17 protein-coding genes are annotated in these 19092 nt (G+C 68.2%); 13 read left to right on the forward strand and 4 right to left on the reverse strand.

All coding sequences use genetic code 11. From position 1 onward, the window contains the following. Positions 1 to 172 precede the first annotated feature (172 nt). The 3 genes from WS51_RS09850 to WS51_RS09860 all read left to right on the forward strand — a co-directional run bounded on the left by WS51_RS09850 (position 173) and on the right by WS51_RS09860 (position 3477). Positions 173 to 1093, forward strand: coding sequence for a LysR substrate-binding domain-containing protein (locus tag WS51_RS09850; RefSeq protein ID WP_060023837.1), 921 nt, complete (start codon positions 173 to 175; stop codon positions 1091 to 1093). A gap of 225 nt (positions 1094 to 1318) precedes the next feature. Next, complete coding sequence (locus WS51_RS09855; protein WP_059448992.1) at positions 1319 to 2101, forward strand: ABC transporter substrate-binding protein; 783 nt, start codon at positions 1319 to 1321, stop codon at positions 2099 to 2101. Between the two features lie 260 nt (positions 2102 to 2361). Beyond that, positions 2362 to 3477, forward strand: a complete 1116-nt coding sequence (locus tag WS51_RS09860; protein WP_059448991.1) for a succinylglutamate desuccinylase/aspartoacylase family protein — start codon at positions 2362 to 2364, stop codon at positions 3475 to 3477. Positions 3478 to 3619: 142 nt separating this feature from the next. Here the strand turns inward: WS51_RS09860 and WS51_RS09865 are convergent, their stop codons facing one another. Then, a complete protein-coding gene (locus tag WS51_RS09865; protein ID WP_059448990.1) occupies positions 3620 to 4426 on the reverse strand; it encodes a MetQ/NlpA family ABC transporter substrate-binding protein in 807 nt (268 codons plus the stop codon). Positions 4427 to 4733: 307 nt separating this feature from the next. Here WS51_RS09865 and WS51_RS09870 point away from each other — a divergent pair, with 307 nt between their 5' ends. The 9 genes from WS51_RS09870 to WS51_RS09910 all read left to right on the forward strand — a co-directional run bounded on the left by WS51_RS09870 (position 4734) and on the right by WS51_RS09910 (position 13685). Continuing rightward, positions 4734 to 5894, forward strand: coding sequence for a porin (locus WS51_RS09870; RefSeq protein ID WP_059448989.1), 1161 nt, complete (start codon positions 4734 to 4736; stop codon positions 5892 to 5894). Positions 5895 to 6115: 221 nt separating this feature from the next. Next, entirely contained in the window at positions 6116 to 6376 is a 261-nt protein-coding gene (locus WS51_RS09875; RefSeq protein ID WP_059448988.1) for a DUF2866 domain-containing protein, read from the forward strand. Positions 6377 to 6499: 123 nt separating this feature from the next. After that, entirely contained in the window at positions 6500 to 6883 is a 384-nt protein-coding gene (locus WS51_RS09880; protein ID WP_059501533.1) for a DUF6232 family protein, read from the forward strand. 71 nt (positions 6884 to 6954) lie between these two features. Further along, positions 6955 to 7182, forward strand: a complete 228-nt coding sequence (locus tag WS51_RS09885) for a hypothetical protein (protein ID WP_059449097.1) — start codon at positions 6955 to 6957, stop codon at positions 7180 to 7182. A 234-nt stretch (positions 7183 to 7416) separates the two neighbouring features. Then, entirely contained in the window at positions 7417 to 9687 is a 2271-nt protein-coding gene (locus tag WS51_RS09890; protein ID WP_069229028.1) for a TonB-dependent hemoglobin/transferrin/lactoferrin family receptor, read from the forward strand. 50 nt (positions 9688 to 9737) lie between these two features. Next, positions 9738 to 10829 carry a hemin-degrading factor gene (locus WS51_RS09895; protein ID WP_069229029.1) on the forward strand — a complete coding sequence of 364 codons (1092 nt, stop codon included), beginning with the start codon at positions 9738 to 9740 and terminating at the stop codon, positions 10827 to 10829. Then, a complete protein-coding gene (locus WS51_RS09900; protein WP_069229030.1) occupies positions 10826 to 11734 on the forward strand; it encodes a heme/hemin ABC transporter substrate-binding protein in 909 nt (302 codons plus the stop codon). Before WS51_RS09895 ends, WS51_RS09900 begins: the two co-directional genes overlap by 4 nt. A 14-nt stretch (positions 11735 to 11748) precedes the next feature. Then, on the forward strand, positions 11749 to 12837 hold the full coding sequence (locus WS51_RS09905; protein WP_069229031.1) for a FecCD family ABC transporter permease: 1089 nt from the start codon (positions 11749 to 11751) through the stop codon (positions 12835 to 12837). Positions 12838 to 12854: 17 nt separating this feature from the next. Beyond that, complete coding sequence (locus WS51_RS09910) at positions 12855 to 13685, forward strand: heme ABC transporter ATP-binding protein (RefSeq protein WP_069229181.1); 831 nt, start codon at positions 12855 to 12857, stop codon at positions 13683 to 13685. A 36-nt stretch (positions 13686 to 13721) separates the two neighbouring features. Here the strand turns inward: WS51_RS09910 and WS51_RS09915 are convergent, their stop codons facing one another. Together WS51_RS09915 and WS51_RS09920 are read right to left on the reverse strand one after the other, a co-directional pair. Further along, entirely contained in the window at positions 13722 to 14333 is a 612-nt protein-coding gene (locus WS51_RS09915; protein ID WP_059448986.1) for a trimeric intracellular cation channel family protein, read from the reverse strand. A gap of 8 nt (positions 14334 to 14341) precedes the next feature. Further along, positions 14342 to 16465, reverse strand: coding sequence for a penicillin-binding protein 1A (locus tag WS51_RS09920; RefSeq protein WP_069229032.1), 2124 nt, complete (start codon positions 16463 to 16465; stop codon positions 14342 to 14344). Between the two features lie 218 nt (positions 16466 to 16683). On the opposite strand from WS51_RS09920, the gene WS51_RS09925 reads away from it, so the two are divergent. Further along, positions 16684 to 17478 carry an aminoglycoside phosphotransferase family protein gene (locus WS51_RS09925; protein WP_069229033.1) on the forward strand — a complete coding sequence of 265 codons (795 nt, stop codon included), beginning with the start codon at positions 16684 to 16686 and terminating at the stop codon, positions 17476 to 17478. 104 nt (positions 17479 to 17582) lie between these two features. Here the strand turns inward: WS51_RS09925 and WS51_RS09930 are convergent, their stop codons facing one another. Continuing rightward, positions 17583 to 18419, reverse strand: coding sequence for a bifunctional allantoicase/(S)-ureidoglycine aminohydrolase (locus tag WS51_RS09930; protein ID WP_059448983.1), 837 nt, complete (start codon positions 18417 to 18419; stop codon positions 17583 to 17585). Between the last annotated feature and the right edge of the window lie 673 nt (positions 18420 to 19092).

Here is a 19092-nt window from a genome sequence, read left to right on the forward strand (position 1 = left end):
GCGCCGCGCACACCGTCATCTGCAATCCCGATCGGTCCTCCCTCGGTCGCGGCGAAAGAATGCCATCCCGCGCCGCGCGGTTTTCGTTCCATCCGGCGTTCGCCGTCGCGGCGCGCTACCCTATCGATCTTCGCGCCGGCGCCCCGGCCCGCCGCCAGATCCGAACCGATCGATGACCCGCATCCGAACCCAGCTGAACATCGCGCAGCTCCAGGCATTCGTCTCCGCCGCGCATCACAAGAGCCTGCGCGCCGCCGCGCGCGAGCTCGGCGTCACGCAACCGGCGATCACGCATACGATCCGCGAACTCGAGACGGCACTGAACGCCGAACTGCTCGCGCGCAGCGTGCGCGGCGTCGAGCTGACCGCGTGCGGCCATGCGCTGCTGCCGCGCGCCGAGCAACTGCTCGGCGACATGCGCCGCACCGTCGAGGCCGTCGAGCAGGTGAAAGGGGAAATGTCGGGGCGCGTCGCGGTCGGCACGATGCCGTCGATCGCGCTGACCGCGCTGCCGCACGCGGTCACCGCCTTCCGCCAGTCGATGCCGAACGTCAGCCTGCATCTGGAGGAAGTGACGGTGCCCGACGCGCTCGCGCAACTGCGCAACGGCACGCTCGACATCGCTGCGATGCACCATGTGCCGGCCCTCGATCGCGATTTCACGCAGGTGCCGCTGCTGTCGACCGAGTTCACCGTCGTGATGCGCGAAGGCCACCCGCTGGCGCACGCGCGGCGGTTAGAGGAATTGCTCGATGCCGAGTGGATCGTCACGGTCGGTGCCGAGCAATTCCCGCACAGCGTGATGGTCGGCATGTTCGAGGCACGCGGGCTGCCGCTGCCGAAGCGCCTGCTGCGCTCGCCGATGTCGTTCGCGGTGACGCTCGGGCTCGTCGCGCGCTCCGACGTGATCGGCTGCTTCACGCGCCCGCTGGCCGCGATGGTGGCGCCGCTCGGGATTCGCACGGCCGGGCTCGACGAAAGCATGCCGCGCTTCGACCTGTCGATCATCGCGCGCCGCGACCTGCTGCCGACGCCGGCCGTCTCGCAATTCGTCACCTGCCTGCAGCGCGCGGTCAACGAAACGCTCGGCTGAATCGTTCCTTCGTCTGAAACGGTCGCGCGCCGCGCGCACGGCCGTCGGGTCCGGTATCGGGGCATGTCCTAGGCGCCCTCCCGGTATTTTGTCTTGATAATCTTGCGCACGTCGCGCGCCCGCATCGGGCAGCGAAACGGACAGTCCGACGCGAAGCCGCGCCGGGCCGAAGGCTTACGGCGCGGCACAACCGCGCACCCATCGAACAAAACGAGGAGTCACCGAGTGAAAAAGATTCTTGCGGCTGTGACCGTAGCCCTGCTCGCCGTATCGGCCGGCACTGCATACGCGAAGGACTGGACGACCGTGCGCTTCGGCGTCGACGCAAGCTACCCGCCTTTCGAATCGAAAGGCGCCGACGGCAAGGTGGTCGGGTTCGACGTCGATCTCGGCAACGAAATCTGCCGCCGCATGAACGCGAAGTGCGTGTGGATCGAAAACGACTTCGACGGGATGATCCCGGCGCTGAAGGCACGCAAGTTCGACGGCGTCCTGTCGTCGATGTCGATGACGCCGGCGCGTCAGGAACAGATCGCGTTCTCGTCGAAGCTGTTCAACACGCCGACGCGCCTCGTCGCGAAGAAGGGTGCCGGCCTGATGCCGACGGCCGAATCGCTGAAGGGCAAGTCGGTCGGCGTCGAGCAGGGCACGATCCAGGAAACCTACGCGAAGACGTACTGGGCGCCGAAGGGCGTGAACGTCGTGCCTTACCAGAACCAGGACCAGGTCTATGCCGACCTGATTTCCGGCCGTCTGGACGGCGCGCTGCAGGACGCGGTGCAGGCTGAAATCGGCTTCCTGAAGACGCCGCGCGGCGCGAACTTCGATTTCGCCGGCAAGGACATCGACGATCCGAAGACGCTCGGCAACGGCGCCGGCATCGGCCTGCGCAAGGAAGACACCGACCTGAAGGCGAAGATCGACAGCGCGATCGCCGGCATGCGCAAGGACGGCACGTACGACAAGATCGCGAAGAAGTACTTCGATTTCGACGTGTACGGCAAGTAACACCGCGCAACGGCGCGCTTCGCATCCGCGCAGACGGGCTCCGCAAGGAGCCCGTTTTTTTTGCGCCGCGCGCGCCGGACGCCTGCGCGACACGTCTGAACGCAGGGCCGCGGCAACGTTATTTTTTATGCAACAACCCGATGATTCATAAAGGAAATCGGCTTGCCCGGCGCGTGGTTTGATAGGTTCGCGCAAGGCAACGTACAATCGATCTTCCACGCATACCGGATCACTCGCGGCTGCGCCGCCCTCCCCTCATCATGCAAACGCAGACCCATCCGCTGATTTCCCCCGCCGTCGGTACCGAACGTCAGATCACGAGCTTCCACTACGGCCCGCGCGGCGGGAAGAAGGTCTACATCCAGTCGTCGCTGCACGCGGACGAACTGCCCGGCATGCTGGTCGCCGCGCTGCTGCGCCGCAAGATCGCCGCGCTGGAGACGGCCGGCAAGCTGCGCGGCGAGATCGTCATCGTGCCCGTGCCGAACCCGATCGGCCTGTCGCAGCATGTGTTCGGCGATCACCTCGGCCGCTTCGAGCTCGGCTCGATGCAGAACTTCAACCGTAATTTCCACGATCTCGCCGCGCTCGTGCTGCCGCGCATCGAAGGCCGGCTGACGAACGACGCGCAGCGCAACCTCGTGGCGGTACGCACCGCGATGCGCGAGGCGCTCGACGAGCAGAAGCCGCGCACCGAACTCGAATCACAGCGCCTCGCGCTGCAGAAGCTGTCGTTCGACGCCGACATCGTGCTCGACCTGCATTGCGACAACGACGCTGTGATGCATCTGTATACGAACCCCGATCTGTGGGAAGACGTCGAGCCGCTGGCGCGCTATCTGGACTCGCAGGCGTCGCTGCTCGCGCTGAATTCGGTCGGCAATCCGTTCGACGAGATCCACAGCTTCTGCTGGTCGGATCTGCGCGGCCGTTTCGGCGAGCGCTTCCCGATCCCGAACGGCGCGATTTCCGTCACGGTCGAACTGCGCAGCGAGCGCGACGTGTCCTATGAACTCGCGGAAAAGGATTCCCAGGCGATCGTCGAATACCTGACCGAACGCGGCGTGATCGACGGCACGCCCGCGCCGCTGCCGCCGCTCGCGTATCCGGCCACGCCGCTCGCGGGCACCGATCCGCTCGTCGCGCCGGTGTCGGGCGTGATCGTGTTCCGCACGCCGGTCGGCGCGTGGATCGAGGCGGGCCAGGAAGTGGCCGACATCGTCGATCCGCTGACCGATCGCGTGATCACGCTGAAGAGCAGCGTGTCGGGTGTGCTGTACGCGCGTCAGGTCGTGCGCTTCGCGACTGCCGGCATGGAAGTCGCGCGCATCGCCGGCGCGACGCCGATCCGCACCGGATCGCTGCTGTCGGCGTGAGCGTCTGAACGCTCCTCGGCCGCCCGAGCGGCCGGCCCGTGCGCCGTATCACGGCGCGCCAACGAAATCGCCCGCTTGCGCGGGCGATTTGCTTTTCGGTCGCGTGCAACGCCGCGCGACGCGGCCGGGCAACGGCCGACGTTCAGAACGCCGGCACGATCGCACCGCCGAATTTCTGGTCGATGAACTTGCGCACGTCGTCCGATTCATAGGCCGCGACGAGCTTCTTCACCCACGGCTTGTCCTTGTCCTGCGCGCGCACCGCGATCAGGTTCGCGTACGGGCCGCGCAGGTCCTCGATCGCGATCGCATCCTTCACCGGCGTGAGCCCGGCCTTCACCGCGTAGTCGGTGTTGATCGATGCGGCGTCGAGGTCGGGCAGCGCGCGCGGCAGTTGCGCGGCGTCGAGCTCGACGATCCGGATCTTCTTCGGATTCTCGGCGACGTCGAGCGGCGTTGCGTTCACGCCGTTGGTGCCCACGCCCGGCTTCAGCTTGATCACGCCGTATTTCTGCAGCAGCAGCAGCGCGCGATTGCCGTTCGACGGATCGTTCTGGATCCCGACCTTCGCGCCGGCCGGCAAGTCCTTCAGCGACTTGAGCTTCTTCGAATAGAAACCCATCGGCGCCGTGTAGGTCAGCCCGACGTTGACGATCCGGTAGCCGCGCTGCTTGATCTGGCTGTCGAGAAACGGCTGGTGCTGGAAACCGTTCGCATCGAGGTCGCCCGCGTCGAGCGCCGCGTTCGGCTGCACGTAGTCGTTGAATTCGATGACCTTGATCGCGAGGCCTTCGCGTGCGGCGACTTTCGTCACCTCGGTCCAGATCTGCGCGTCGGGGCCGCTCATCGTGCCGATCTTCAGCGTCTGGGAGTCGGCGTGCGCGCCGGGCGCGGCAAAGGCCAGCGCCGCGGCAAGCGCGCCGAGGCCGGTCAGGATCGAACGTCGCATGGTGTCCTCTTGTCCCGTGTGGTTGTCGAAGCGCGCATCGTGGCACGGGGCCGGAACGGCACCAACCAAGCTTATTTCATGTGCATATTCCCGATCTCGATCGAACCTCAGGCGGAATCGGTATAACTCCCCGCTGTTCAACCGGGCAAAATCCAGTGTCGCTTCGGCACCACAGATTCGTCATATGACAAAGCCTGTCACATTCATTACGTGGCCCGCCGATAAAGTTGCGACCGGTCCGTGAAAGCGCCCAGAGAGAGCGCCGGAACCGCAACTGGACACGCCATTTATTCGCTCGGAGAATCCTTTGAACAAGAAACTGTTGACCATCGCCATCCTCGCAGCAACGGCCGGCGCGGCACACGCACAAAGCAGCGTGACCCTGTATGGCGTCATCGATGCCGGTATCAGCTACGTGAACCACAGCAAGACCGCGAACGGCGGCAGCGGCAAGCTGTTCAAGTACGACGACGGCGTGGCCCAAGGCAGCCGTTGGGGCCTGCGCGGCACCGAAGACCTCGGTGGCGGCCTGAAGGCGATCTTCGTGCTCGAAAACGGCTTCAACAGCGGCAACGGCACGATCGGCCAGGGCGGCGCGATCTTCGGCCGTCAAGCCTACGTCGGCCTGAGCCAGTCGCAATACGGCACGGTCACGTTCGGCCGCCAGTACTCGTTCTCGACCGACATCCTCGGTTCGAACTACTCGACCGGCGGCAACACGGTCGCGGGTAACTACGCGTACCACGTGAACGACATCGACCAGCTCACGTCGAGCCGCATCAACAACTCGGTGAAGTTCCAGAGCGCGAACTACGCCGGCTTCACGTTCGGCGCGTTGTACGGCTTCTCGAACTCGACCGACTTCGCAGGCGCACCGGCGACGACGACGGGCACCACGACGACGGCCGGCTCGTCGCGCGCATACAGCTTCGGCCTGAACTACGCGAACGGCCCGTTCGCACTCGGCGCCGCATACACGGACATCCGCTTCCCGAGCCAGTCGACGCCGGCATTCTCGACGTCGATCGCGAACATCGCGCTGACGAACATCCGCGACCTGCGCACGTACGGCGTCGGCGGCCGCTACATCTTCGGCCCGGCAACGGCATGGCTGCTCTGGACGCGCACGCAGTTCACCCCGATCGCGGCTGGCGCATCGGGCACGTTCTACAACGCATATGAAGCAGGCGTGAAGTATGCGATCACCCCGGCGCTGTCGGCAGCAGCGGGCTACACGTACACGAACGCAACGCAAAGCGGCAACTCGGCGCACTGGAACCAGGGCGACCTGGGCCTCGACTACGCGCTGAGCAAGCGTACGGACGTGTACGGCCTGGTCGTCTACCAGAAGGCATCGGGCAACGGCGTGCAAGCGCAGATCGGCTCGAGCACGAGCTACTTCAGCACGTCGGGCAACGGTTCGTCGAACCAGCTGGCCGCCCGTGTCGGTATCCGCCACAAGTTCTAAAGCATCCGCTTAACTCGTCCGCGCATTTCGCGGATGACGGCGGCAAGAAGCGCCCCGCTCCCCGCGGGGCGCTTTTTTATGGGCTTTTAAGTTTCGCTTAATTCTGGGCTGAGAGGATGCTCTCACCCCCCCTGTTGGCCGCCTGAGCATCGGCGGCTTTTTTTTTGAGACCCACTACGGCACCGCCATCAACTGCCCACAAGACAGGATCGGAGCCCAAGATGATCGAAGATACCGTTTTCAGCCATCTGCACGCGATTCTGACGCGCCAGCATTCGCTGCCGGTCCAGAGCTGCCGCGTGTCGGTCGAAATGCAGCGCCCGTGGGGGCGCCCTTACCGGCTCGTCGAATGGACGATGCATCTCGACGCGCCCGCGCGGCGCCAGATCGTGCCGGCCGAATCGACCGACGAAGAGATCGCCGAGGTCGTCGCGTCGCATGTGCCGGGCCGCCTGTACGGCGACGGCCGGCTGCAGTTCTGACGCCCTTCGTTACCCGCCGCTGTCCGCAGCACCACCAACCCGCACGCATCGTGCGGCACTCGGTCTCGTTTGACGCGGCAACGAAGTCTGCTACGCTGCGCGTTTTCGTCCACGCAACACACGATGGAAAACGCATTCAACGAACGCGGCGTGATGGTCACGCGCAACGGCCTGTCGGCCGCCGGGCAGGTCTTCCCGCTGCGTGACATCCGCAACGTCGACGTCGTCAAGATCCCGAAGAATCGCCTCGTGCCGTCGCTGATCTCGCTGATCGGCGTGGCCGCCGCCATTGCCGGCGGCATCGGCGCATCGAGCGCCGCGCTGGTCGTCGGCGTGATGCTCGCCGTCGTCGGCTATCTCGCGTGGACCACGCAGGACGTCACGTACCGCCTGATGGTCGAGATGCCCGACGGCAAGCGCGAAGCGCTGTCGAGCGTCGACGCCGAATTCGTTGAGCGCGTCGCGCAGGTCGTGCGCGATGCACGCACGGCCACGGCCGCCGGCTGATTTCCGCTGCGCGTGCCGACCACCTACTATTGAATGAGCGGCACGCCGCCGCATCGTTCGAGGAGGTCGGCATGAACGCCCAATCGCTGTCCGGCATGCTGCGCGCGCAGGAGCTGCTGCTCGTCTCCACGATCCGCACGCTGCCGCCCGACACACGCCGCGCACTCGTCGATCTCTACGCCGAACAGCTCGCGTTCGCCGAACAGGCCGGTTTCGAAGCCTACGGCGATCGCGCGACGCACGACGCGTTCATCGCGCATGCGCGCAACCTGCTGATTCGTATCGAGTCGCTGGCCTAGGGCCTGCTTGCCTCACCTTCGCCCCCGCGCGGTTCGCCCGATCCGCGCTGGCGGCGCACGTCCACATGCGCCGCTTTTCGTCCTTGTATCGCGAATAATTCTCATTTACACTGGCGAAATTATCAATTCCCTTTCAATTCGCCGTTCGCCGCCACCCGCGCGCGAACGGGCCAGCCAGGTGAACGCGTCACCCAGCCAGCCTTCGGGCTAGTCATCGTCAATGGGAGACCACCTGTGCATTGCTATCCACTGGCGCGGCGGCCGATCTGTGCCGCGCTGTTCGGTGCGTTCGGCCTGTCCGCCACGCCGGCTCATGCCGATTCACCGCCGCAAGGCGCCAACCCGCCACCTGCCGCCCTGACCGCCGCCGCATCTACGCGCGGCGATGCGGCGCTGCTCGACGCCGTCACCGTCACGGCCACCCGTACCGCTACCGCCGCGAGTCGCACGGCCGCGTCCGTGTCGGTGATCACCGACGACGATCTCGAAGAGCAGCAAGCCACCAACATCAAGGACGCGCTGCGCTACGAGCCGGGCGTCACGGTGCGCCGCACCGCGTACCGCCCCGGCAGCGCCGCGCTCGGCGGCGGCCGCGACGGCGATTCGAGCATCAACATCCGCGGCCTCGAAGGCAATCGCGTGCTGCTGATGGAAGACGGCATCCGCCTGCCGAACGCGTTCTCGTTCGGGCCGCTCGAAGCCGGCCGCGGCGACTACACGGACCTCGACACGCTCAAGCGCATCGAGATCCTGCGCGGTCCGGCGTCGGCGCTGTACGGCAGCGACGGGCTGACCGGCGCGGTGAACTTCATCACGAAGGATCCGCGCGACCTGCTGTCGATCTACGGCAAACCCGCTTACTTCTCGTTCAGGCCGAGCTACGATTCGGCCGACCGCAGCATCGGCGCGACCGTATCGGCCGCGGGCGGCAACGACCGCGTTCAGGGGATGATCATCGCCGACGGCCGGCGCGGCCACGAGATCGACACGCGCGGCGCCGACAACTCGGCGAGCACGCTGCGCACGACGTCGAATCCGCAGGACGTCTATTCGGAGTCTCTGCTCGGCAAGCTCGTGCTGACGCCGACCGCGCGCGACACGATCCGGTTCACCGCCGAAACCGTGCAGCGCCGCGTGAGCACCGACGTGCTGTCCGCGATCAACCCGCCGGCCACGCTCGGCCTCACGACCCGCGACCGTCTCGAACGCAACCGCTTCAGCGTCGACTACGACTTTCGCGACGATGCATTTCGCTGGTTCCAGACCGCGCACGTGCAGCTCTACTACCAGGATGCGAAGCAGGACCAGTACGCGTTCGAGACGCGCGGCCGGCAGCCTTCGCGTTCGCGCGACAACCAGTACCAGGAGCGCACGTTCGGCGGCGCCGCGTTCGCCGAAAGCGGTTTCGCGACGGGCCCGCTCGCGCACAAGCTGCTGTACGGCGTCGACGGCAGCCTGTCACGCGTGACGAACCTGCGCGACGGCACGGTGCCGGGCGTCGGCGAGGCGTTCCCGAACAAGGCGTTTCCCGATACCGACTACACGCTGTTCGGCGCGTTCGTGCAGGACCGGATCGGTTATGGCCGCCTGCTCGTCACGCCGGGGCTGCGCTTCGACACGTACCGGCTGAGCCCGACGCGCAACGATCCGCTGTTTACCGGCACCGCGGTGTCGACGAGCGCGAACGAAGTGTCGCCGCGCGTCGCGGTGCTCTACGAGATCACGCCGGCACTCGTTCCGTATGCGCAGTACGCGCACGGCTTCCGCGCGCCCACGCCCGACCAGGTCAACAGCAGCTTCTCGAACCCCGTGTACGGCTACACGTCGATCGGCAATCCGAACCTCAAGCCCGAGACGAGCGACACGTTCGAAGCCGGCCTGCGCGGCAAGGCCGGCACCGGCTACGGCGTCGTGCGCTACAGCGCGGCCGCGTTCACGGGCCGCTACCGCAACTTCATCTCGCGCACGACGATCGCCGGCAGCGGACGGCCGGCCGACCCGTTCGTGTTCCAGTACGTGAACTTAGCCGACGCGCGCATCCACGGCCTCGAAGGCCGCGCCGAATGGGCGATGCCGAACGGCATCACGCTGAAGACGGCGATGGCGCTCACCCGTGGCTCGACGCAGAACGACGGCGCGGCTAGCCAGCCGCTGAACACGGTCAATCCGTTCTCGGCGGTGTTCGGCGTGCGCTACGAGCCCGGCGAACGCTGGTTCGTGCAGACGGACCTGCTGTTCCAGGCCGCGAAACGCGACAAGGACATCGACAAGTCCGACTGTTCGAACAAGACGTGCTTCTCGCCGCCTTCGTCGTTCGTCGTCGACCTGCGCGGCGGTTACCGCTTCAACAAGCACGTGAGCGCGACGATCGGCATCCGCAACCTGTTCGACCGCAAGTACTGGAACTGGTCGGACGTGCGCGGCATCGCGGCCGATTCGCAGGTGCTCGATGCCTATACGTCGTCCGGACGCACGGTCGCCGTCAGCATGAAAGTGGATTTCTGATACGCGCAGCCGCGCGTTTCCTGCCCAACTCTTACTCGAAGGAGTCCGACATGATGCATTCCGCCCTTCCCGGTCAGCCCGCCGCGCCGACCCGCGCGCCCGCCGCGTTGCGCGACGCGTTCGTCAAGCTCAAGACCGAGCGCCAGCTGCGCAACCGCGATGTCGCGCAGGTGCTCGGTGTCAGCGAAGGCGAGGCGCTCGCCGCGTTCGTCGGCGAGCACGTGGTGCGGCTCGATGCGCGCTTTCCGGCGATGTTCGAGGAAATGCCGCGCCTCGGCCGCGTGATGGCGCTCACGCGCAACGACACGGCCGTCCACGAGAAGGACGGCGCATATGCGCAGATGAGCCACGACGGCCCGGTCGGCCTCGCGCTCGGCGACATCGACCTGCGCATCTTCTATCGCCACTGGGCGTCCGCGTTCGCGGTGCGCGACGAAACCGCGCATGGTCCGCTCGAGAGCCTGCAGTTCTTCGACGCGCAAGGTCATGCGATCCACAAGGTCTACCTGCGCGCGCACAGCGATCGCGCGGCGTACGGCGCGTTCGTCGAACGCTGGCGCGCGGCGTCGCAGGAGCCGGGGCTCGACGTCGCGCCCGCCGTGCCGAAGGCGCCCGAACGCGCGGACACGGAGATCGACGTCGCGGGCTTTCGCGCCGCGTGGGACGAGATGACCGACACGCACCAGTTCTTCGGCATCACGCAGCGCTTCGGCGTGAGCCGCATGCAGGCGCTGCGCCTCGCCGATCCGCGATACGCATACCCGGTCGAAGCGGCGCGCGCGCTGCGTCACGTGCTCGAACGGGCCGCTGCGAGCGGCCAGCCGATCATGGTATTCGTCGGCAATGCGGGGATGATCCAGATCCACACGGGCCCCGTCGCGAACGTTCGCGAGGTCGGCGCATGGATCAACGTGCTCGACCCGGGCTTCAACCTGCACGTGCGCGAGGACCTGATCGCCGCCGCGTGGGTCGTGAAGAAGCCGACGAGCGACGGCATCGTCACGTCGCTCGAGTTGTTCGACCGGCAGGGCGACCACGTCGCGCTGCTGTTTGGCGAACGCAAGCCGGGGCAGGCCGAACGCGACGACTGGCGCGCGCTCGTCGCGACGCTGCCGTCTGCAGTGTGCGGAGACATGCGGTGAGCGCGCAATCGTTCCAGCCGCGACGCCGCGCCGTGCTCGCCAGCGCGGTCGCCGGCGCGCTTGCGGGTGCGCTGCCCGGCCGGGCGCTTGCGCAGGCTGCGCACAAGCGCGTCGTCGTGATCGGCGGCGCGCTCGCGGAAACCGCGTTCGCGCTCGGCGGCGCGGACACTCGCGGTTACCGGCTCGTCGGCACCGACACGACCTGCACGTACCCGGACGCCGCGAAACGCCTGCCGAAGGTCGGCTACCAGCGTGCGCTGTCGGCCGAGGGGCTGCTGTCGCTGCGACCCGATCTCCTGCTCGCGTCGGCGGAGGCCGGCCCGCCCGCCGCGATCGCGCAGGTGAAAAGCGCGGGTGTCGCGGTGACGACGTTCAGCGAGCGGCACGACGTCGACTCGGTGCGCGCGAAGATCACGGGCGTGGCGCGTGCGCTCGACGTGCGCGACGCGGGCGACGCGCTGCTGCAGCGCTTCGATCGCGACTGGCAGGCCGCCCGCGACGCGGTCGCCGCGCGCGTGCCGGGCGGTGCGCAACCGCCGCGCGTGTTGTTCGTGCTGAACCATACCGGCAACCAGGCGCTCGTCGCCGGCCAGCGCACGGCCGCCGACGCGATGCTGCGCTACGCGGGCGCGCGCAACGCGATGCACGGCTTCGATCACTACAAGCCGCTGACGACCGAGGCGCTGGCCGTCGCCGCGCCCGACGTCGTGCTGATCTCCGATGAAGGACTTGCGGCAGTCGGCGGCCGCGACGCGCTGCTCGCCGCACCCGGCTTCGGCGCGACGCCGGCCGGCCGCGCGCGGCGTGTCGTGTCGCTCGATGCGCTGTTCCTGCTCGGCTTCGGCCCGCGCCTGCCGCTCGCCGTCACGACCCTGCACCGGCGCTTGTCGGATGCGCTCGCATGATTCCGGATCGTCCGATGCCTGCTCATGTGTCGCCTTGTCCCGCGCAGTCGCGCGTAGCGCATGCCGGCGCCGCCCGCATCGGTGCGTCACGTCGTTTCGCGCCGTTCGCGCTGGCCGCGCTCGCCGCCCTCGTGTGTGCGATGTCCGTCGTCGCGCTGTGCGCGGGCGCATATCGCATTCCGTTCGCTCAAGTCTGGGCCGCACTGAGCGGCGACCCGGCCGCGCAACAAGCACGCGCGGTGCTGCTCGACATCCGCGCGCCGCGCGTCGCGCTCGCGCTGCTGGTCGGCGGCGGCTTCGGCGCGGCCGGCGCCGCGATGCAGGCGCTGTTCCGCAATCCGCTCGCCGATCCGGGGCTCGTCGGCGTGTCGAGCGGCGCGGCGCTCGGTGCGACGACGACGATCGTGCTCGGCCCCGCGCTGTTCGCCGCGCATGCGAGCGCGGCCGCGCTGCCCGTCGCCGCGTTCGCGGGTGCGCTCGCGGTCGCGACGCTCGTCTACCGGCTCGCCGCGTCGCGCGGCCGGCTCGCGCTTCCGCTGCTGCTGCTCGCGGGCATCGCGATCAACGCGCTGGCGGGGGCGGCCATCGGATTGCTCACGTTCGTCGCCGACGACGCGCAACTGCGCTCGCTGACGTTCTGGAGCCTCGGCAGCCTCGGCGGCGCGCAATGGCCCGCGCTGGCGGCCGTCGCGCCGTGCGTCGCGATCGGGTGCGTGCTGCTCGCGCGCGATCGTGACGCGCTCAACGCACTGCAGCTCGGCGAGACCGAAGCACTGCACCTCGGCGTGCCCGTCCAGCGGCTCAAGCGGCGCGTGCTCGTCGCGGTCGCGCTCGCGGTCGGCGCGCTCGTATCGTGCGCGGGCATCATCGGTTTCATCGGTCTCGTCGCGCCGCACTGCGTGCGCCTCGCGTGCGGCCCCGATCAGCGCGTGGTGCTACCCGGCGCCGCCTTGCTCGGCGCACTGCTGACGCTCGCCGCCGATCTCTCCGCGCGCACCGTCGCCGCGCCCGCCGAAATTCCGCTCGGCGTGCTTACCGCGCTGCTCGGCGCACCGTTCTTTCTCGCGCTGCTGTGGAAAAGCCGCGGCGCGCTCGGCGGCTGATCCTTCATTCGCTCATCATGCTGACCACCCATCATCTCGGCGTCGCCCGCCGGCACCGCACCGTTTTGCGCGACCTGACGCTGTCGATCGAACCCGGCCGCGTGACCGCGCTGCTCGGCCGCAACGGCGCAGGCAAGAGCACGCTGCTGAAAGCCCTGGCGGGCGAACTCACTGGCAGCGTCGCGCCGAACGGCGTGCGCGTGACCGGCGACGTCACGCTGAACGGCGAATCGCTCGCACGCATCGACGCGGCGCGGCTCGCGTGCCTGCGCGCGGTGCTGCCGCAGTCCGCGCAGCCCGCGTTTCCATTCAGCGTCGACGAAATCGTGCTGCTCGGCCGCTATCCGCATGCACGACGCCGCGGCTCGCGGCACGCGATCGCACACCGCGATCGCGACATTGCATGGCAGGCGCTGGAGCGCGCGGGCGCCGAGACGCTCGTCGGCCGCGACGTGACGACGCTGTCCGGCGGCGAGCTCGCACGCGTGCAGTTCGCGCGCGTGCTCGCGCAGCTGTGGCCGGACGACGACTCATCGGAGCGAGGCTCGCGCTATCTGCTGCTCGATGAACCGACCGCCGCGCTCGACCTCGCGCATCAGCACCGGCTGCTCGATACCGTGCGTACCGTCGCGCGCGAATGGCAGCTCGGCGTGCTGGCGATCGTCCACGATCCGAATCTCGCGGCGCGGCACGCGGATACGATCGCGCTGCTCGCGGACGGCACGATCGTCGCGCACGGTGCGCCGCGCGACGTGATGACGCCCGCCCATGTCGCGCAGTGCTACGGATTCGCGGTGAAGATGGTGGAAACGGGGGACGGGTCGCCGCCGGTCATCGTGCCGGCGTAACACGCGCGTGCCGCCGCATCCGGGCGGCAACGTCGCTCAACGCTCGATGTCCGCGACACCGAACGTGCGCATCTTCCATCCGAGCCGCACCGCAAGCATGCGCATCGTGAAGCCCGCCGCCAGCGCGACCACCGTCGCCAGCCCGGCATCGATGCCGAGATGCTGGCTCCCGACGTACAGCGTGCCCGTGAAGAACGCGACGCTCGCATACAGTTCCTCGCGCAGGATCAGCGGCATCTCGTTGCACAGCAGGTCGCGCAGCATCCCGCCGCATACGCCGGTGATCGCGCCGGCCAGCACGACGATGATCGGCGCGGCATCCGTCGACGCGCCGATGTCGCAGCCGATGATCGTGAACGCCGCGAGACCGATCGCGTCGACGGTGACGAACAGCGTCTTCATCCGCGCGACGTGCCGCGCGGCCCACGACGCGACGGTGGCCGCGACGAGCGTGATCACGAGGTATTCTGGATGCGCGATCCAGCCGAGCGGATAGTGGCCGAGCAGCACGTCGCGCACCGTGCCGCCGCCGAGCGCCGTCACCGCGCCGACCAGCGCGAGCCCGAAGCGGTCCATCCCGCGCCGCATGCCCATCAGCGCGCCCGACATTGCCTCCGCGACGATCGCGATCAGATAAAGCGTATGCATCGCGCGCCTCAGTCGTCGGTACGGAACAGGTCGAGCACGCGCTCGCGCTCGGCCGCATCGACCGCTGCGGGCATCGGCCCGTCGGCGTTGCGCTGCTCGCGCGATGCATCCGGCGCGTCGGACGCCGGCGCGCCGCCGCACGCGAAGCGGCTGCGGATGTATGGCGGCACGTCGGCCGTGCACGCGCCGCGCGTGTATTCGGCGTACACGAAGTCGCCGTCGACGAGCGCAACGTCCTGCGGCGGCGTCGCATCGACCGGCGTGCGTCCGTCGACGGCCGTCTTCATGTAGTCGAGCCAGACCGGCAGCGCGAGCGTCGCGCCGGTCGCGCGTCCCATCGGGCGCGGCGTGTCGTAGCCGAGCCACGCGACCGCGACGATGCCCGACGAATAGCCCGCGAACCAGACATCCTTCGACCCGTTCGACGTACCCGTCTTGCCGGCCGCGTCGTCGCGGCGCAGCGCGAGCGCGCCGCGCGCGGTGCCGGCCCTCACGACGTCGCGCAGCATGCTGTCCATCACGAACGCATTGCGCGCCGACACGACGCGCGCGCCTTCCGGCATCGTCGCCTCGTACATCGCGCCGCCGTGACGCTGCTTCACCGACAGGATCAGGCGCGGCTCCATTCGCGTCCCGCCGTTCGCGAACACGCTGTATGCGCTCGCGAGCTCGAGCGGTGTCACCGCGCCCGCGCCGAGCGCGAGCGGCAACGACGCCGGATTGCGCAGCGCGTCGAAACCGAAACGCACCGCGTGCTGCTGCACGTAACGCGCGTCGGCGGCCTGCATCAGGCTGACCGCGACCAGGTTCTTCGAGCGCACGAGACCGCGCCGCACCGGAATGAAGCCCTCGTAGCGGTTGCCGAAATTGCGCGGGCGCCACGGCCGCGCACCGGTTTCCTCATGGGTCAGCGTGCGCTGCGTATCGTCGACCAGCACACCCGGAAAGTAGCCCTTTTCGAGCGCCGCCGAATAGACGAACGGCTTGAAGCTCGAACCCGGCTGGCGATACGCCTGCAGCGCATGGTCGAACACGTTGCGATTGAAATCCGCGCCGCCGACGAGCGCGAGCATGTCGCCCGTCGCCGCATCCAGCGACACGAGCGCGCCCTCGAGCCCGCCGCGCGCATCGCGCTTCGCGCGCGGCTGCCGGTTCAGCGTGCGCTGGAGCGCGGCTTCGGCCGCGCGCTGGTCGCGCATCGAGATCGTCGTGGTCACGTCGAGCCCGAGCGTGTAGGCGTCGTCGTGAAAGCGCTCGACCATCATCCGGCGCGCACGCTCCGCGACATACGGCGCCGCGACGATGCCGGGCGGCGGTGTGGTCGCCAGCGCGATCGGCATGTCGACCGCCGCGCGATAAGCCGCGTCGTCGAGCTCGCCGAGCGCATGCATGCGGCCGAGCACGTAGTTGCGCCGCGCGGTCGCGCGTGCCGGATTGACGACCGGATTGAACGCGGACGGTGCCTTCGGCAGCCCCGCGAGCACGGCCGCCTCGCCCGCGCTCAGCGCGTCGAGCGGCTTGCCGAAATACACGTTCGCGGCCGCCGCGAAACCATACGCGCGCTCGCCGAGATAGATCTGGTTCATGTAAAGCTCGAGCAGCTTGTCCTTGCCGTACTCGTGCTCGAGCTTGATGGCCATCAGGATCTCGGCGAGCTTGCGGCTCAGCACCTTGTCGCGCGTCAGATAGAAGTTACGCGCGACCTGCATCGTGATCGTGCTGCCGCCCTGCCCCGGCTGCCCCGTCACGACGTTCGCGAACGTCGCGCGGGCGAGGCCGCCGATATCGACCGCGCCATGCTGATAGAACTTCGCGTCCTCGGCGGCGAGCAGCGCATGCCGCATGAGCAGCGGAATCCGTTCGAGCGGCACGAATTCGCGACGCTCGACGCCGTACTCGGCCAGCAACTCGCCGTCGCGCGAGAAAATCCGCAGCGGCAGCGCGGGTCGATAGGCAGCGAGGTGTTCGACGGACGGCAGCTGCGTCCAGATGCGATGGATCGTCCATGCACCGATGCCCGCGCACGCGAGCGTCAGGCCGAGCAGCGCGCCCGCGAGCATGCGCCACGCGCGGCGCGGCGATGCAGGAGGCGGCGCCGGTGGCGGCGGAGGGTTGGCGGTGTGGTCGGTCATGCAGGCTCCTTCTTCGATGCGGCGAACGCAGGCGCGCAACAGGCGCCCGTCGATCACGGAAGGCGCGCATTGTCGGAGGGATGCCGGGATACCGGAACATTCTTTAGCCCAAGTTTGGCTGGCTAAATTTTATTTAGGAATGGTCGCGCGGGCGGCTGCGCGGGCTGTGCGGACGAACCGCGCGGCGCACGTGCCCGTTCGCCTGTACCATCGTCTGCATGTTCGACACGTACCTGCGCCTGTGGGACCTCGTCCCCGATGGCGGCCCGATCCTGACCGCGAGCGGCGGCGTGCTGCCCGTCGTCTGGCACACACGGCCCGCGATGCTGAAGGTTGCGACCTGCGACGAAGAGCGCCGCGGCAATGCGCTGATGACCTGGTGGAACGGGAATGGCGCCGCGCGCGTGTGGCTGCACGACAGCGACGCGGTGCTGCTCGAACGCGCGCAACCGGCGCCGACGCTCACCGGCCTGTCCGCCGCGGGCCACGACGACGATACGATCCGCATCGCGTGCCGCGTGGTCGCGCGGCTGCATGCGCATCGCGCACCCGAGCCGCCCGAGGCCGTGCCGCTGGCCGACTGGTTCCATGCGCTGCTGTCGCACGACGCGGGCGAGGACGTGCTGCGGCGTTCGGCTGCGACGGCACACCGGCTGCTGGCCGCGCCGCCTGTCGACGACGTCGTGCTGCACGGCGACATCCATCACGGCAACGTGCTGCACTTCGGCGATCGCGGCTGGCTCGCGATCGACCAGAAAGGTTTGCGTGGCGACCGCGCGTTCGATTACGCGAACCTGTTCTGCAATCCCGCGCACGACATCGCCGTCGATCCGGCGCGCTTCGCGCGGCGCGTCGCGCTCGTCACCGAAGCCGCGCAACTCGACCGGCGCTCGCTGCTGCAATGGATCCTCGCCTGGGCGGGCTTGTCGGCAGTGTGGTTGATGGCAGACGACCTGCCACCGGATACGCGTCTGCAGGTCGCGAGGCTGGCTGCCGCAGCGCTCCACGCGTAGCGTGCGGCGACGCCCGCCGCGTCGGCTGCATCGCATGCCGGCGCCGATGAAAAAAAACCCGCCGGCATGCACCAGCGGATTTTCGTGTCCGACGTGCGCGACGCTCAGCGCGCCGGATTCAGCGTCAGGTTCATGTGACGGTTCACATCCTTGTACAGCAGATAACGGAAGCGGCCGGGGCCGCCCGAATAGCATGCCTGCGGGCAGAACGCACGCAGCCACATGAAGTCGCCCGCTTCCACCTCGACCCAGTCCTGGTTCAGGCGATACACGGCCTTGCCTTCGAGCACGTACAGGCCGTGCTCCATCACGTGCGTCTCGGCGAACGGAATCACGCCGCCCGGCTCGAACGTCACGATGTTCACGTGCATGTCGTGACGCATGTCGCTCATGTCGACGAAGCGCGTCGTCACCCATGCGCCGTTGGTGCCCGGCATCGGGATCGGCTCGACGTCCTGCTCGTTGGTCACGAATGCTTCCGGCAGCGCGATGCCGTCGACGGCCTGGTAATGCTTGCGGATCCAGTGGAAACGCACGGCGGCATCGCTGACGTTGTGCAGCGTCCAGTCGGCGCCCGGCGGAATGAATGCGTAACCGCCCGGCTTCAGCGTGTGCTGCTTGCCCTGCAGCGTCAATTCGGCCTCGCCTTCGACGACGAACAGCACGGCTTCGGCGTTCTTGTCCTGCTCGGGCTTGTCGCTACCGCCGCCCGGGTTCACTTCGACGATGTACTGCGAGAAGGTTTCGGCGAAACCCGACAGCGGACGCGCGATCACCCACAGGCGCGTGTTGCTCCAGAACGGCAGCCAGCTCGTGACGATGTCGCGCATCACGCCCTTCGGAATGACGGCGTATGCCTCGGTGAACATCGCGCGATCGGTCAGCAGATCGGTCTGCGGCGGGTGGCCGCCATGCGGCGCGTAATACGTTGTCTTAGACATAAAGCATCCAGGCAATGGGTTGGTCCGGCCCCGGGTCGCAACGCAGGCGCGGCACGCGCGTGGGGCACGCATGCCGCGGCGGGACATCGTTGCCGGGGTGGCTTGAAAGCGCGGGCGCCTTCGTCCGGTCGGCCAGGCTTCGCGACGGGCCCGTCCGCTTCAGCGGGCGAGGCGACCATGCTTGCGGGGTCCGGCGGCCGGGCCGCGGATGCTCGGCATCACGCGGCGGAGCACGGTTCGATTCCGTACACGGGCAGCGTTGACGATAGCGAAGTCGATCCCGATCGACCAATTAAATGTTGCGATGCCATCCATTCGATTTCGCACTACCCGCCGTTGCGCGCGGCGGCCCGTGCATGCGTGACGCGCACGCGTCGATGCATCGGGGAAATCCTGAGCGCCGAACGGCGACGCGTCGATCGGTAATGGCGAAACGGGAATGGCCGAGCCCGCGCGGCTGCATGTCGATGCAACGGGCGATGAGATCTACGAGGGGAAGCGATGAAGCGGGAGAGAGAGCCAACCCGTCGAGCGGGGCCGGGCGTGAACTGCGTAAGGCGATACAGGTGCCGGTTTTGCCGGCGATGGCGGCCCGGCTGAGGCCGCCGGGCCGGCTGTCGGATCGGGAGCCGACGCGTCGGGCGCGCCGGTGCGCAAGTCGCGCACCGTGCCG

The organism is Burkholderia territorii (genome assembly GCF_001718335.1).
GTDB lineage: Bacteria > Pseudomonadota > Gammaproteobacteria > Burkholderiales > Burkholderiaceae > Burkholderia > Burkholderia territorii.